Here is a 14410-nt window from a genome sequence, read left to right as displayed (position 1 = left end):
CTCATGACGACACGACCCCACCCCGGCGCGCCCGGGCGGCGCTCCCCGCTCGCCGCCGCACTCGCCACCGTTCTCACCGTCGCCGTGCTCACGGTGCTGTCCGCGTGTACCCCGACCGATGACCGGCCGGAACCTGCGCGGGGAGGCGAGCAGGCGTCGTCCACAGGCTCGGCGACAGCCGAGGGGATCCTCGCCGAATACGACCTCGCCGGCCTCGACGGACGCGAGCTCGTGGACCGGCTCGAGGCGACCCCGATCACCGAACGCCCCACCGGGCTCATCGCCTCGGTGCGATCCGACGCCGTGCTCGTCACCGGGGCCGACGGCCGCGAGGCCGCCGTGCCGCTGCCCGCCGACGAGTTCTACGTGTCGATCGCGCCGTTCGTGGACCAGACCCACGAGTGCTACTTCCACAGCCTGACCACCTGCCTCGGGGAACTCTCCGGGGAGGAGTTCGACGTGCAGGTGCTCGCGGACGACGGCAGCGTCGTGCTCGCCGAGACCGCGAGCACGAACGACAACGGCTTCCTCGGGCTGTGGCTCCCGCGCGACCTCGCCGGAACCCTGACCGTGACGCAGGGGGAGCGCACCGCCACGGTTCCGCTCGCCACCGGCGCCGACGACCCGACCTGCCTCACCACCGTCCACCTCACCTGAGCGATCGGGCGTACCGACCCCGGCGCACGGCGAGGATCAACCCGATCAGGGTGACCGATCCGGCGCACACGGCCCACGGCAGCGCCCCGGACGATCCCGTGCGGGGCAGCGCCGCCGCGGAGTCGTCCGTGCGGCCGGGGTCCGTGGGCTCGCCTGTCCCGGGGTCGGTGGGTTCGGTGGTGCCGGGGTCGGTGGGCTCGCCGGTGCCGGGGTCGGTGGGTTCGGTGGTGCCGGGGTCGGTGGGCTCGCCTGTTCCGGGGTCGGTGGGTTCGGTGGTGCCGGGGTCGGTCGGCTCGCCTGTTCCGGGGTCGGTCGGCTCGTCGGTGCCTGGGTCGGTCGGCTCGTCGGTGCCCGGGTCGGTGGGTTCCCCTGGCTCCTGGTCCGCGGGCCAGGAGACGTCGTCGATCTGGAAGACGGAGGTCCACGGCGCGGACGAGGCCGGCGCGCGCAGGCCGATCTCGATCCGGGTCACGGCGCCCAGGCCCTGCCAATCGGGCAGGGCGAACCGCAGCTCGTTCCGGTCGTCGGCAGCGTCGGCGGCGACGGGGACGACGTGCAGGCGGCTGTCGCCGTCGGCCGACCAGAGCTTGATCGAGGCCTCGTAGCCCACGTCGTCGCCGAGCCCTTCGCGCATCGTCATGTGCGCGATGAATTCACTCGAGCGGGACAGGTCCAAGGGGACCGGTGGGGTCACGGTGAGCGCGCGCTTCTGATGAGCGGGAAGGGGCCGCGACCGCGCCTGAAGGGCGTGCGCACCCGTGTCGCCGTCGGCGCGGGCCCACAGCAGCGCCCCGACGCCCTGCCCGGCGCGCCACCCCTGGTAGCCGTTCTCGAAGTCGTAGACCGAGTAGTCGACGGGCGCCGGGCTCTCCCCGCCGCCCGTTGCGGCCAGCAGCGACAGGGGAATCGAGTTCGCGAGCGCCTGCTGTCCGGCGACGTTCACGTGGACGCCGTCACCCGTGTCGTATCTCGGCAGGATCGAGTTCGGGCGCACCGGGTCCTTGAGGACGGCGTCGAAGTCGATCACGCCGTCACAGGTGCCGCTGCAGTTCCCGCCGGCGCGCACGAATTCGTTCACCTCGCCGCGCCAGGCGTTCTGGTCGGCGGAATAGGACGGACGGGGCGTGATCGGGGTGACATAGACGGCGATGCCCGCGTCGTGGAGGCGGTCGAAGATGTCGACATAGCTCTCGACGATCTCGCGGTCGGTGCACGCGCCGTAGGCCAGGTCGTTCGTTCCGTAGTAGAAAAGGACCGCGGTGACCCCGTGGAGCGCGAGCACGTCACGGTCGAGCCGGGTGACGCCGTCGTTCCCGCCCCCGGCGCAGTCCGGAGAGCTCGTGGTGCCGCCGATCCCCGCGTTCGCGACCGCCAGCTGCGCGTCGGCGGGCAATTCGCTGTTGATGCGCCGGCCGAGTTCGTCGGTCCAGCGGCGATCCGTGCCGAGCGCGGTGCAGCCCGGGCCGCAGTTCTGGCTCCCCTCGCCGTCGACGACCGAGCTGCCGTAGGCCACGGTCGTGCCGAGCAGATCGGGATTGTGCACGTCGACTGCGCTGACGAGGTAGGTCCACGACATCACCTCGGTGAACGGATCGCCCGTCGTGTCCGCCACCTGATTCCCCGATCCGCGGGGCGAGACGTAGTTCTTCCGGTAGGGGGCGTCGTGCAGGCTCGGCACGGTGGGCTCCTGCAGATACATGCTCACCGCGACGTCGTCCTGGGCGTCGGTCTGCAGCTCGACGGGATCGCTCCACGCCTCGCCGCCGGCCGGGATGGTCACCGCGGGGGAGCCGTCGAAGCTGAGCGGACGGCTCGTGCCCTCGACCGTCCCGGCCTCGCCCGTGGACAGGGCCACGCCCGCCGCGTCGATCGTGATCGGGCCGGCGCCGAACTCGTTCTGGAGGCGTACCCGGAGGGAGTCTCCTCCCTGGCTCAGGTGCGTGATCATGCGGAACGTCTGTTCGGTGAACGTGTTGTCCGACCGGCGCTGCTGGGATTGGGCCCAGGACGTGAACCAGCCGTCGTCGGGCGGTGCCGAGGTGGCCGGTGCGGCGGGAGCCAGCACGATGCCGGCGAGCAGCAGCGCGGCGCCCGCCATGCGAAGGGGTCTAGCGAGAAGGGGCGACATTGCATTCCAATCGTCTTCGATCGTGTCGCCCGCCACGATGACACCGTCTTGACAACGATGTCAAGGCCTCGCGGCGATGTCCCCGTGATCCGGCCGAGCCGACCAGAGCCCGCCGCGACCAGAGCCCGCCGCGACCAGGGCCCGCCCGGTGCGCCGCGGCTAGGCTGGTCGGATGAGCTGGTGGATGTCGACCTCGGGCCTGCAGCTCGGCCTGCTCGGCCTGTCGTTCGTGCTGTGCGGTTTCATCGGCCTCGAGCGGCAGTTCCGGCAGAAGGCCGCCGGATTCCGCACGCACGTGCTCGTGGGCACGGGTGCGTGCACGTTCACGCTCGTGTCCGCCTTCGGATTCGCCCCGGTGCTCGGGGAGGAGGTGGTGCTCGACCCCTCCCGGATCGCGGCCCAGATCGTCTCGGGGATCGGCTTCCTCGGCGCCGGGGTCATCTTCACCCGGCGCGACGTCGTGCGCGGGCTCACCACGGCGGCGACCATCTGGGTGGCCGCGGCGGTGGGGATGGCGGCCGGGGCGGGCATGGTCTCGCTCGCGATCGGCCTGACGGTGGCGCACCTGTTCGCGCTCATCGTGGTGGCCCCGCTCGTGGCGCACGTGCCCACGCGCGACTCGAACCGGGTGCTGCGCATCACCTACGTCGACGGCGAGGGCGTGCTGCGCCGGCTCCTGACCGAGGCCACGACCGTGGGCTTCAGCGCCTTCATCCTCGGCACCCGCCGCAAGGACGACTCCGACCTCGTGGAGCTCGACGTCCGCTTCAAGGGGCGCGCGCCGCTGCGCAACCTCATCCCGAACCTCGACGACATCGAGGGGGTCCGCTCGGTGCAGGTGCGCCGCGACGACAACGACGACGAGGAGGACGCCGGCGCCTGAGGCGCAGGCGTCAGCGCAGCTCGCGCCGCAGCCGCAGCCGGGCGGCCAGCAGTGCCACGAGCCGCCAGCCGAGAAGCGATACGGCGAGCACCCCGGCCGCGACGTAGGGGAAGCCGCCCGCCAGGCCCCCGCCGGTGAGGTACCTGAGCGCGAGTCCGCCGGCGACCGTGGTCGCCCACACGATCACGCCCGCCGGCCACAGCGCCACCGGCCGGCGCCACGCCCGCGCCAGTGCCCAGCCGAAGACGAGCGCCACCCAGAACGGCCACGCCGTGCCGGCGGCGCCGGCGAGCCCGCCGTCCTCGGAATGGGTGCCCCGCCCGGCCAGCACGAAGGCGAGCACGAGCAGCGCGTCGAAGAGGAACGCGAGCGGCGCGCCCCAGCCGGCGAGCCCGGCGCGGACCTCGGCGGGAGAGCCGGTCCGGTCCGCGGCGCTCATACGAGCCGCCCGGTCGTGGCCAGCGCGGTGCGGATGAGCGCCGCGTGCCCGTCGACCATCTCGCCGAGCACGGTTGGGTCGATGATCTCCTCCGGGGCGTTCCAGGCGATCTCGAGCGCGTCCTGGGAGGGCACGCAGTCGCCGTCCACGGGCACGATGTAGGCGAGCGAGACCGCGTGCTGGCGCGGGTCGTGATACGGCGTGATGCCCGGGGTGGGGAAGTACTCGGCGATGGTGAACGGCACGATCGAGACCGGCAGCCGCGGCAGCGCCATCGGCCCGAGGTCCTTGTCGAGGTGCCGGGCGATCGCGTCGCGCAGCCGCTCGTGGTACATCACCCGGCCCGAGCACAGGGCCCGCCGGATCCCGCCCTCGCGCGGCGTGCGCAGCAGGGTGGCGATCTCGGTGATCTGCCCGTCGGCGTCGACCCGCACGGGCAGGATGTCGAGGTAGAGGAAGGGCAGCCGGTGCCGCAGCACCGTCAGCTCCTCCTCGGAGAACCAGCTGCCGATGTCGTCGGATCCGATGTCGCTCACCCCTCAATTTCTAGCGTGCGCGCCCGCCGAACGCCACTCGCCCGCTGCCCGCCCCTCGCTCAGGTGCCCGTGTGGACGGCGCGGCTCGCCCTCCGCGCGGGCGTGCCCCTCGTCGTGGGGCGCCGACGCGGGCAGAATCGAGAGAGCGGACAGACCGCCGTTGGCGGCTCACCCCTCGCGCCCGGGCACCTCGTCGGGGAGAATGTTCGGAGCAGGCCGGCCTGTGACCGCCAGGGCAGGCGGCGGGCCAGGAGGCGGACGTGTGGCAGGACGTGAGCGAGGAGGCGAGGATGCGGCGGCTGCAGCGGGTGGCCCGCGGGGCACGGGGGATGGCCGCCGTGCCGATCGTGATGCTCCTGCTCGTCGCCGGGTGTTCCGGCCCGGGGCAGGAGCGGCAGCCGGAGCGGTCGGCCCAGGTGAGCGCGCCGACGCCCCGCATGTCGGAGGCGCCGACCACGATGCCGACGGCCGCGCCGCCGCCCACGCCCGCCGAACCGGTCGACATCGCCACCGGCCTCGAGGCGCCGTGGTCGATCGTGTTCGTGGGCACGTCCGCCCTCATCAGCGAACGCGACAGCGGCCGGATCCTCGAGCTCACCGCCGCCGGCGACGTCCGGGAGGTGGCGACCGTGGCGGGCATCGTGCACGGGGGCGAGGGCGGCCTCCTGGGCATGGCCACCGACGACGACCGCCTCTACGTCTATTCCACGGGTGAGGGCGGGAACCGGGTGCAGCGGTTCGCGCTCTCCGGGCACCCGGGCGACATCGCCCTCGGGGACCCGGAGACGATCCTGGCGGGCATCCCGGCCGCGCGCGTGCACAACGGCGGGCGGATCGCGTTCGGCCCGGACGGCATGCTGTATGTGACCACGGGGGATGCCACCGAGCGGGAGAACGCCCAGGACCTCGATTCCCTGAGCGGCAAGATCCTGCGGATGACCCCGGCGGGGGAGGTGCCCGCGGACAACCCGTTCCCGGGATCGCTCGTGTACAGCTACGGTCACCGCAACGTCGAGGGCCTCGCCTGGTCGGGCGACGGCACCCTCTTCGCCACGGAGTTCGGCGAGAACACGTGGGACGAGCTCAACATCATCACCGCGGGCGGCAACTACGGCTGGCCCGACGTCGAGGGCATGGGCGGCGGGGACGGGATGACCGATCCGGTGCAGGTGTGGGCGACCGAGGAGGCGAGCCCGAGCGGCATCGCCCGCTCCGGGGACAGCCTCGTGATCGCGAACCTGCGCGGCGAGCGGCTGCGGGTCGTGCCGATCGCCGACCCGGCGACCTCGACCGAGCTGTTCGCGGGTGAGTACGGGCGCATCCGCACGGTCGTGCCCGCCCCGGACGGCGGCCTCTGGTTCCTCACGAACAACACCGACGGCCGCGGCGACCCGCGCCCCGGGGACGACCGGATCGTCGCGTTCGCGCTCGGGTGAGCCCAGTAGCGCGTTCTCGCCCGATGGCCAGGGACGCCTGACGCCGACAGGGTGGGGGTTGACGGGTGCGCGGGTGGGCGTGATAGCTTCGACCAAACCTGACATCGATGTCAGGATCGGAAGATCCGTTGGAGCCGAAGGAGCCCCCTGCATGTCACTACCGAGGTCACGAACGACCCGAGCGGGCGGTCCCCGCCGAAGGGCCGGAGCCGCCGCCGCGGTCGCGTCCACCGGCGCGCTGGTCGGCACCCTGCTCATCGGTGCCACCGTTCCCGCCGCAGCCGCCGAGAGCGAATTCGCCTCGTCCTTCGAGGCCGGGGACTCCCAGCCGGCCCTGAGCGCGTCATACGATGCCCCGGTGAACTTCACCGGCGCCTCCTACCGGGCCGGCAGCCTCCTCGGGCTCGTCGCCGGCGTCACCGCGAGCGACGAGAACCCGCCGAGCGAGACCGCCGTCAAGGCCGCCGACGGCAACCCGAAAACGAAGTGGCTCGCCCACGCGACGAGCGCCTGGCTCACCTACGAGCTCTCCGAGGCCGCCTCGATCACCGGCTACGCGCTCACCTCTGCCAACGACGCCCCCGACCGGGACCCGCGCGACTTCACCGTCGAGGGGTCCACCGACGGCGAGGACTGGGTCGAGCTCGACGCCCGCACCGGCGAGGTCTGGCAGGACGACGACGGCGAGAACCGATTCGTGACCAAGGACTACGAGCTCGACGAGCGCAGCGCGGAGTACACCTACGTCCGCCTGAACATCGCCGCGAACCAGGGCACCAGCCTCATCCAGCTCGCCGATTTCGAGCTCCTCGACTCCGACCTGGGCACGCCCATCACGCCGATGCTCACCGAGGTCGCCGGCGGCCCCAGCTCGTCCTCCACGGCCAAGACCGGCGTCGGGTTCACCGGCACCCGCTCGCTGCACTACGGCGGCCAGGTCACGGGCGACGGGGGCGCGAGCGCCGTCAACACGCTGTTCGAGACCGACGTGGAACTGACCGCGGACTCCCAGCTCACCTACAAGATCTTCCCCGAGCTCGACCGCGGGCTCACCTACGCCTCGACCCACGCCGCGGTCGACCTCGTGTTCGACGACGGCACCCGCCTGTCCGAGACCGGCGCCACCGACGCGTACGGCTTCGGCGCGAACGCCCGCGCGCAGGGCACCGGCGACATCCTCTGGCCCGACCAGTGGAACTCGGTCACCGTGGACCTGTCCGCCTTCGCCGGGCGCACGGTCACCGACGTGCTCCTCGCCTACGACCAGCCGGACGCCCCGGCCGGCACGACGGTGGGCGGCTACCTCGACGACGTGACGCTCGATCACGCGGTCGAGCGCGACACCTCCGACGGGCTCGTCAGCTACGTGGACACCCGCCGCGGCACGAACTCCTCCGGCGGCTTCTCCCGCGGCAACAATATCCCGGCGACCGCCTGGCCGAACGGGTTCAACTTCATCACCCCGTTCACCAACGCGAGCACCACCGGGACACTGTACGAGTACCAGGCCCGGAACAACTCCGACAACCGGCCCACCCTCGAGGGCATCGGCTTCTCGCACGAGCCGAGCATCTGGATGGGCGACCGGAACCAGTTCATCGTGCTCCCCGCCGACGGCAGCGATCCGACCTCGAAGCTGAGCGAGCGCAAGCTCGCCTTCGGCCACGAGAACGAGACCGCCCGGCCCGACATCTACGAGGTCGAATTCGACAACGGGCTCGCCACGGCGGTCACCCCGACCGACCACGGCGCGGTCTTCGCCTTCACCTTCACCGGGGACACCGGCAGCGTGCTCGTCGATCAGGGCATCAGTGACAAGGACGGAAAGTCCGGCCTCACTGTCTCCGCCGACGGCCACGTGAGCGGCTGGGTCGAGGACGGCTCCGGCTACCCGGGCAAGACCCGGATGTTCGTCGCCGGCCAGTTCGACGCCGCGCCCACGGCGGCGGGCGCCGCACCGCGCGGGGACCGGGACAGCGCCCGGTACGCCGCCTTCGACACGAGCGAGGACTCGACGGTCGAGCTGCGCGTGGCAAGCTCCTTCATCTCCCAGGCCCAGGCCGAGAAGAACCTCGGTCTCGAGGTGACCGGCCGCAGCTTCGACGAGCTCCACGCGGCCGCGACCGACGCCTGGAACGAGCGGCTCTCGGTCATCACCGACGTCGAGGGCGCGACCGACGAGCAACTGGTCAACCTCTACTCGGGGCTGTACCGCCTCAACCTCTACCCGAACTCCCAGTTCGAGAACACGGGCACGGCCGAGGCGCCGGTGTACCAGTACGCGAGCCCGGTCTCGCCGACCGTGGGCGATGCGACCGACACCGAGACGAACGCGCCGATCGTCGACGGGAAGATCTACGTCAACAACGGCTTCTGGGACACCTACCGCACGGCCTGGCCGGCGTACGCGCTGCTCTACCCGGACGGGATCACCCAGGAACTGGTCGACGGCTTCGTGCAGCAGTACCGCGACGGCGGCTGGGTCGCCCGGTGGTCCTCGCCCGGCTACGCCGACCTCATGACCGGCACGAGCTCCGACGTCGCCTTCGCCGAGGCCTACCTCGCCGGCGCGATCGACACCGACCTCGCGCTCGACGCCTATGACGCCGCCGTGAAGAACGCGACGGTGCTGCCCGACTCGAACGCGGTGGGCCGCAAGGGCCTCGACCGGTCGATCTTCCTCGGCTACACCGACGCGAGCACCCACCAGAGCGCCTCGTGGGGCCTCGAGGGCTTCATCAACGACTACGGCATCGCGCAGATGGCGCACAAGCTCGCCGACGACCCGAACACCCCGGCCGACCGCGTGGCGCAGCTGCGCGAGGAGGCCGCCTACTTCGACGCCCGCTCCGAGCACTTCGCCCTCATGTACAACCCGGAGGCCGGGGTCTTCACCTCCCGCAACGCCGACGGCTCGTTCTCCGACGGGGCCGACTTCGACAAGAAGGAGTGGGGCGGGGCGTTCACCGAGGCCTCGGGATGGACCTTCGCCTTCCACGCCCCGCAGGACGTCGACGGCCTCGCCGCCCTCTACGGCGGCCGCCAAGGTCTCGTGGACGAACTGCACGAGTTCCTCACCACGCCCGAGAAGGCCGACTACTCCGGCATCCACGAGGCCCGCGAGGCGCGCGACGTGCGCCTGGGCATGCTCGGGCTGTCGAATCAGGTCGCCCACCACATCCCCTACGTGCTCGCCGAGGCCGGGGACCCCTCCGGCGCCCAGGAGCTCATCCGGGAGATCATGCAGCGGCTCTTCGCCGGCTCCGACATCGGCCAGGGCTACCCCGGCGATGAGGACAACGGCGAGTTCTCCGCCTGGTACATCTTCTCCGCGCTCGGCTTCTACCCGCTCCAGGTCGGCTCCGGCGACTACACGATCGGCTCGCCGATCTTCGACGCCGCCACCCTCAACCTCGGCGATACGACCCTGCGGATCGAGGCGCCCGGCGCGAGCGAGGGCAAGGTCTACGTCGACGGTGTCGCCCACAACGGCACGCCGCTGACCGAGACGACCATCGACGGCGACCTCATCCGCTCCGGCGGCACCCTCACCTTCACCATGAGTGAGAGCCCGAGCGACTGGGGCGCCAAGGACCTCGACGAGGACCTGTCCGTGCCCGAGACGATGCGCGACGCCACGAAGCCCGGCATCGGCACCCTGACCGCGCGTGACGGCGCCGGCGAGACCGTCGATTCGGCGCCGCTGACCGACGACCTCATGCGCTCCTCGGTCACGTTCGAGGGAACCGACGCGGAACTGACCTGGACCTCCGAATCGGGACCGGTCGCCGTCCATTCATACACGCTCACCGCCACGACGGCCGGCGCCGCACCCGCGGCGTGGACCCTCAAGGCCTCCAGCGACGGCGAGAACTGGACCGAGCTGGACTCCCGCAGCGGCGAGACCTTCCCGTTCGGAACCCAGACCCGTCCGTTCTCGGTGCCCGGCAGCGATAATGCGGCCGGCTACACCCAGTACCGGCTCACCGTCTCGGCCGCCGAGGGCGACCTCGCCCTCGCCGAGCTCGAGCTGTTCGCCACGGGTGCCGCGACCGGCGACCTCGAGGTCACCGGGGCGGACGCCCAGCGCGTGCGCATGGGCGAGGAGTTCGACGGCCAGGTCGCCACGATCCGGGGCGAGGGCGTGAATGCCGACTCCGACGTGACCGTCGACTTCGGCGACGGCGGCGACGCGCAGCCGGCCACCCTCACCGACAACGGCTTCGGCGGCTGGCGAGCGGCCGCGTCGCACACCTACGACCGGCCGGGCGTCTACACGGTGACGGTCACCGCGACCGCCGACGGCGGCGCGAGGGCCGGTGGCACCACGTCGATCGAGGTCTACCGCGACGACACGTTCACCGGTCAGTTCAACAACGTGTGCATCGGCGACCTGAACGAGACCGCCGGCAACTGCGACGGGCAAAGCTCGAGCTACTTCCGCGACAAGCTCGCGGACTCGGGCTTCGTGCAGGGCACGACGGTCGAGGTTCCCGGCACGGACGTGACGTTCGACCTGCCCGACATCCCCGCGGGGGAGCCGGACAACATCACCGGCGAGGGCCAGAGTGTCGCGATCGACCTCGGTGACGGGGCCACGCAGATCTCCCTCATCGGCACGGCCACCGAGTCCGGCAAGGACCTCACGGGCGTGCTCACCTACGCCGACGGCACGACCCAGGACCTCCCGATCCAGTTCGGCGACTGGGTCGGCGCCTCGGGCAGCCCGGCCTACGGCAACATCCTGGTCGGGCTCTCGAAGGGGCGCCTCGTCGGCACCCAGGCCGAGGGCACCGTGAAGAACTCCGGGATCTTCGCGACCGCCCCGGTCGACCTCGCCACGGACTCCGGCGGCGCGGCCAAGCGCGTCGTCAGCCTGACCCTGCCCGCCGAGGAGGGCACGCTCCGCAACGACGGCCGCGCGCACCTCTTCGCGATCGCATCCGACGGCGACCGGCAGGAGAGCGCGGCGCTCGCGGTCTCCCCGGCCGAGGTCGGCGAACAGACGACGCAGGTCGCCTTCACCGAGGTCCTCGCCACCGTCTCGGGCGGCGTCGGCACCGATGACACGACGGCGGTCGTCAACTGGGGCGACGGCAGCGCCGTCGACCTGATCGATGCCGTGACCGATTCGGTGACCGGCACGCACACGTACGCCGCGCCCGGCACCTATCAGGTGGCGGTCACGGTGGACGACGGCGTGACCTCGCAGGTCGCCCGGCTCGAGATCGTCGTGACCGACCCGCCGGTGCTCTACGAGCCGGCGATCACCCTCGACGCCGAGACGGTCGCCCCGGGTGGGACCGTGGGCGTGACCGGGTCCGGCTTCGCCCCGGGCGAGACCGTGGCCGTGGACCTCGGCGAGGCGATGACCCTCGCCGGTGCTGAGGGTGGCGAGGGCGGCGAAGGCACGGTGACCGCCGATGCCGACGGCGGGTTCGCCTACGAGCTGGCGATCCCGGCCGCTGCCGTCGCGGGCACGTATCCCGTGGTGGCCACGGGCGCCGAGTCGCAGGTGCCGGCCCGCGCCGAGATCGTCGTCGCCCTCGAGGTGCCCGGCCCGGTGGACACGAGCGTGACGCTCACCGCCGGTTCGGACGCCCCCGTGGCGGGATCCTCGGTCACGCTCACCGCGACCGTCGCGCCCGCCGAGGCGAGCGGAATGATCGAGATCCTCGACGGCGACGAGGTCGTGGGAACCGCCCCGGTCTCGGGTGGCACGGCCTCGGTCGACGTCACCCCGGCGACCTCGGGCGAGCACTCCTACACCGCCCGGTTCACCCCGGACGACGAGGATGCCTTCGCGCCGTCGACCTCCGCGGCGCTCGTGCTCACCGTGGGCGATGCGCCCATCGGCGGGGACGACGGCGGCTCGGACGGGTCGGACGGCGGCTCGGACGGATCGGATGCGGGCTCGGACCAGGGCGACGACTCGGGATCGAGTGACGCATCGGGCGCGGACACCGCGGCCGACGGCTCGGGTGACGGGTCGATGCCCTCGACCGGGGCGAGCGTGACCGGCTGGGTCATCGCCCTCGGCGCGCTGCTGGCGGCCGGTGGCCTGGTGATCGCGCTGCGACGCCGGTTCGGTTCCACCGCCGAATAGCAGCACGAACGACCGGCACCTCGCCCGCCGTCTCCACACCGGAGGCGGCGGGCGAGGCGTCTGTCGGGCCGCCTCGCTAGGGTGCGTGGGTCAGAACCGTTCCGGTGACGTGCTGAGAGCGGCCGGTGAATCCGCTACAGGCTCTGGGGGCGCCCGTCCGGTGCGGTGATCGTGGACCGTTTGGCAGTCTCTGCTGCGTTGATGGGCGCGATATTCGCCGATACCACCCCGGGCGGCTGGGTCAGTACCAGGCCACGTAGCCCGTTATCCAGACTCGGCGGAAGTAGAAGCGACTGCACCGGGTCATAGCCACGGAACGTCTTCGCGACCGGCGCCGCCAGCGATAATCCTCGGCCTGGACCGGCAACCGACAGAGCCATCTCGAACAAGCCGCACTGCGAGCCGCCGTCACGATCCAATGCTCCCAGTACCCGCGACAGCAAGCCCGATTCAACTCGGCGCGTTGACCGCCAAGTTCCGACCCGCGCACCTAGGTCAAACGTGCGCTACGCTCTTGTGTCAGGAGTATCCGCAGACTTGCTCGCCGTGCCAGAGCGATCAGGGTGTTGGCGGGACATGACATGCACGAAAGGGCCGCATGAGCGAAGCGCTAGATGAGGGCGACAACCATTTCTCAACTCGGCAGTATAGCCGCAGACGCCTCATTCGTGTCGCCATTATCGTTGGAATCGTATTTCTGCTTGCTGTTGCCTGGGCCCTTTCGCGCCTGGGTGTCCCCGACTCCGTCCCCGCTGAGTCGACCCCAAGTGAAACGAGAACCGCTGCAGCTCTAAGCGTGGCGCCTCCTCCGACCGCTGTCGCTTCACCAACCGAACCGAAGCCCACCGAGCCGCCAGTTCCAAGCGTTGAGATTAGGTGCTCTCCGACTAGCGTGACTGTGGAGCGAGTTGACCCAGTGGACTTCTCCGAGGCGTGGGGCCGTGCCCGTGAATGCGTTTCGCAAATCGATGATGCTCCAATGTCTCCCGAAACTGCGGCGGAGCAAGCGGTGGTGAAGATGTATGAATATGACGGTGCAATCAATGTCGCCTACCATCTTTGCGCAAGTACTTCGGGTCGGAATGAAGGGCGGCTGCGGGAAGTTTCGGTTGGTGCGATAAGTGAGAGTACTATTGCTGAATTGAGCGCAATGCTTGCACTGTGTCCAAGCCACCCATGGGCAGAGAGAGTTCAGACGATGGCGACATTCATGGAAGACCTTCTTCCTCTTTTGATTAGCGCAGATGACGCCCTCGTTGGAGAAGAGGTGCAGCCAGGAACCTACTACGTGGAAGGGGGTGTCGCAAATTGCTATTGGGAGCGTCAGGGAAAGTCGGGCAGTGCCATCGATAACGATTTTATCGTTGAGGCGCGTCGCGTTGAAGTTGTAATTCAGCCCAGCGACTACGCATTTCAGTCGGATGGCTGCGGCATTTGGGTACCTACTTCAGTGCCGATTCCTGAAGGAGTCACGCTCCGTTGAGGAGGCGTGCTTGGGTCGCGGTCGTGAGGGAATGCGGCTTCGTGGATGTAGGTGATTCTGACGGCTGTGCAACTTGATAACGGTGATTTTCGTGCGGCGGCGCCGCATGTGTAGATGTGCTCCTCGTCTATATGGAAGTCGTCAGGCGGACGCGGCGGTTCTGCGTACCCATATATGAGGGCGTACATTCCGCGCAGGCCACGGCGGTAGCTCCCAGTTCGGAACTTCTCTGTTGGCCAAAATCTTAAGGAATGCGAGATCAACCCGTCAGGTATAGGCCAATGCCATGCGGTCCCATCTCGGGCGGGAGAGGGCGCCGCTATCGTCGACTACGGGCGCCGTGACCCTCGGTGCTTTGGGGACGGTTGCCTGACCGCTAGGTGCGCGGGTCGGAACTTGGGCGGTCAACGCGCCGAGTTGAATCGGGCTTGCTGTCGCGGGTACTGGGAGCATTGGATCGTGACGGCGGCTCGCAGTGCGGCTTGTTCGAGATGGCTCTGTCGGTTGCCGGTCCAGGCCGAGGATTATCGCTGGCGGCGCCGGTCGCGAAGACGTTCCGTGGCTATGACCCGGTGCAGTCGCTTCTACTTCCGCCGAGTCTGGATAACGGGCTACGTGGCCTGGTACTGACCCAGCCGCCCGGGGTGGTATCGGCGAATATCGCGCCCATCAACGCAGCAGAGACTGCCAAACGGTCCACGATCACCGCACCGGACGGGCGCCCCCAGAGCCTGTAGCGGAT

The 14410-nt window shown here is 70.4% G+C and carries 8 protein-coding genes; 5 read left to right on the top strand and 3 right to left on the bottom strand.

From position 1 onward, the window contains the following. Window positions 1–3: 3 nt before the first annotated feature. Window positions 4–657 carry a CueP family metal-binding protein gene (locus GCE65_RS12240; RefSeq protein ID WP_194928699.1) on the top strand — a complete coding sequence of 218 codons (654 nt, stop codon included), beginning with the start codon at window positions 4–6 and terminating at the stop codon, window positions 655–657. On the opposite strand, the gene GCE65_RS16665 is transcribed toward GCE65_RS12240, so the two are convergent. Continuing rightward, on the bottom strand, window positions 650–2755 hold the full coding sequence (locus GCE65_RS16665; RefSeq protein WP_228759937.1) for a GDSL-type esterase/lipase family protein: 2106 nt from the start codon (window positions 2753–2755) through the stop codon (window positions 650–652). The two genes, GCE65_RS12240 and GCE65_RS16665, sit on opposite strands and share 8 nt — an antisense overlap. Before the next feature lie 202 nt (window positions 2756–2957). Here GCE65_RS16665 and GCE65_RS12230 point away from each other — a divergent pair, with 202 nt between their 5' ends. Then, on the top strand, window positions 2958–3668 hold the full coding sequence (locus GCE65_RS12230) for an MgtC/SapB family protein (protein WP_227993589.1): 711 nt from the start codon (window positions 2958–2960) through the stop codon (window positions 3666–3668). Window positions 3669–3678: 10 nt separating this feature from the next. Here GCE65_RS12230 and GCE65_RS12225 read toward each other — a convergent pair whose 3' ends face one another. Together GCE65_RS12225 and GCE65_RS12220 are read right to left on the bottom strand one after the other, a co-directional pair. Beyond that, the gene (locus GCE65_RS12225; protein WP_153878591.1) at window positions 3679–4107 is read right to left on the bottom strand and encodes a DUF3054 domain-containing protein; all 429 of its coding nucleotides are present in this window, start codon (window positions 4105–4107) and stop codon (window positions 3679–3681) included. Then, a complete protein-coding gene (locus GCE65_RS12220) occupies window positions 4104–4643 on the bottom strand; it encodes an NUDIX hydrolase family protein (RefSeq protein ID WP_153878590.1) in 540 nt (179 codons plus the stop codon). Before GCE65_RS12220 ends, GCE65_RS12225 begins: the two co-directional genes overlap by 4 nt. 260 nt (window positions 4644–4903) lie before the next feature. On the opposite strand from GCE65_RS12220, the gene GCE65_RS12215 reads away from it, so the two are divergent. The 3 genes from GCE65_RS12215 to GCE65_RS12205 all read left to right on the top strand — a co-directional run bounded on the left by GCE65_RS12215 (window position 4904) and on the right by GCE65_RS12205 (window position 13668). Next, the gene (locus GCE65_RS12215) at window positions 4904–6079 is read left to right on the top strand and encodes a sorbosone dehydrogenase family protein (protein ID WP_228759936.1); all 1176 of its coding nucleotides are present in this window, start codon (window positions 4904–4906) and stop codon (window positions 6077–6079) included. A 151-nt stretch (window positions 6080–6230) separates the two neighbouring features. Next, complete coding sequence (locus tag GCE65_RS12210; protein WP_153878589.1) at window positions 6231–12185, top strand: GH92 family glycosyl hydrolase; 5955 nt, start codon at window positions 6231–6233, stop codon at window positions 12183–12185. 979 nt (window positions 12186–13164) lie between these two features. Next, window positions 13165–13668, top strand: coding sequence for a hypothetical protein (locus tag GCE65_RS12205; RefSeq protein WP_153878588.1), 504 nt, complete (start codon window positions 13165–13167; stop codon window positions 13666–13668). Window positions 13669–14410 lie beyond the last annotated feature (742 nt).

This window comes from Pseudactinotalea sp. HY158 (assembly GCF_009660225.1).
GTDB lineage: Bacteria > Actinomycetota > Actinomycetes > Actinomycetales > Beutenbergiaceae > HY158.
This window is presented reverse-complemented; position numbering and strand designations above follow the sequence as displayed.

Bases quoted from the DNA above. Each gene is read 5' to 3' on its own strand.
- GCE65_RS12240 (WP_194928699.1), top strand. From the start codon at position 4: ATGACGACACGACCCCACCCCGGCGCGCCCGGGCGGCGCTCCCCGCTC.
- GCE65_RS16665 (WP_228759937.1), bottom strand. From the start codon at position 2,755: ATGGCGGGCGCCGCGCTGCTGCTCGCCGGCATCGTGCTGGCTCCCGCC.
- GCE65_RS12230 (WP_227993589.1), top strand. From the start codon at position 2,958: ATGAGCTGGTGGATGTCGACCTCGGGCCTGCAGCTCGGCCTGCTCGGC.
- GCE65_RS12225 (WP_153878591.1), bottom strand. From the start codon at position 4,107: ATGAGCGCCGCGGACCGGACCGGCTCTCCCGCCGAGGTCCGCGCCGGG.
- GCE65_RS12210 (WP_153878589.1), top strand. From the start codon at position 6,231: ATGTCACTACCGAGGTCACGAACGACCCGAGCGGGCGGTCCCCGCCGA.
- GCE65_RS12205 (WP_153878588.1), top strand. From the start codon at position 13,165: ATGTCTCCCGAAACTGCGGCGGAGCAAGCGGTGGTGAAGATGTATGAA.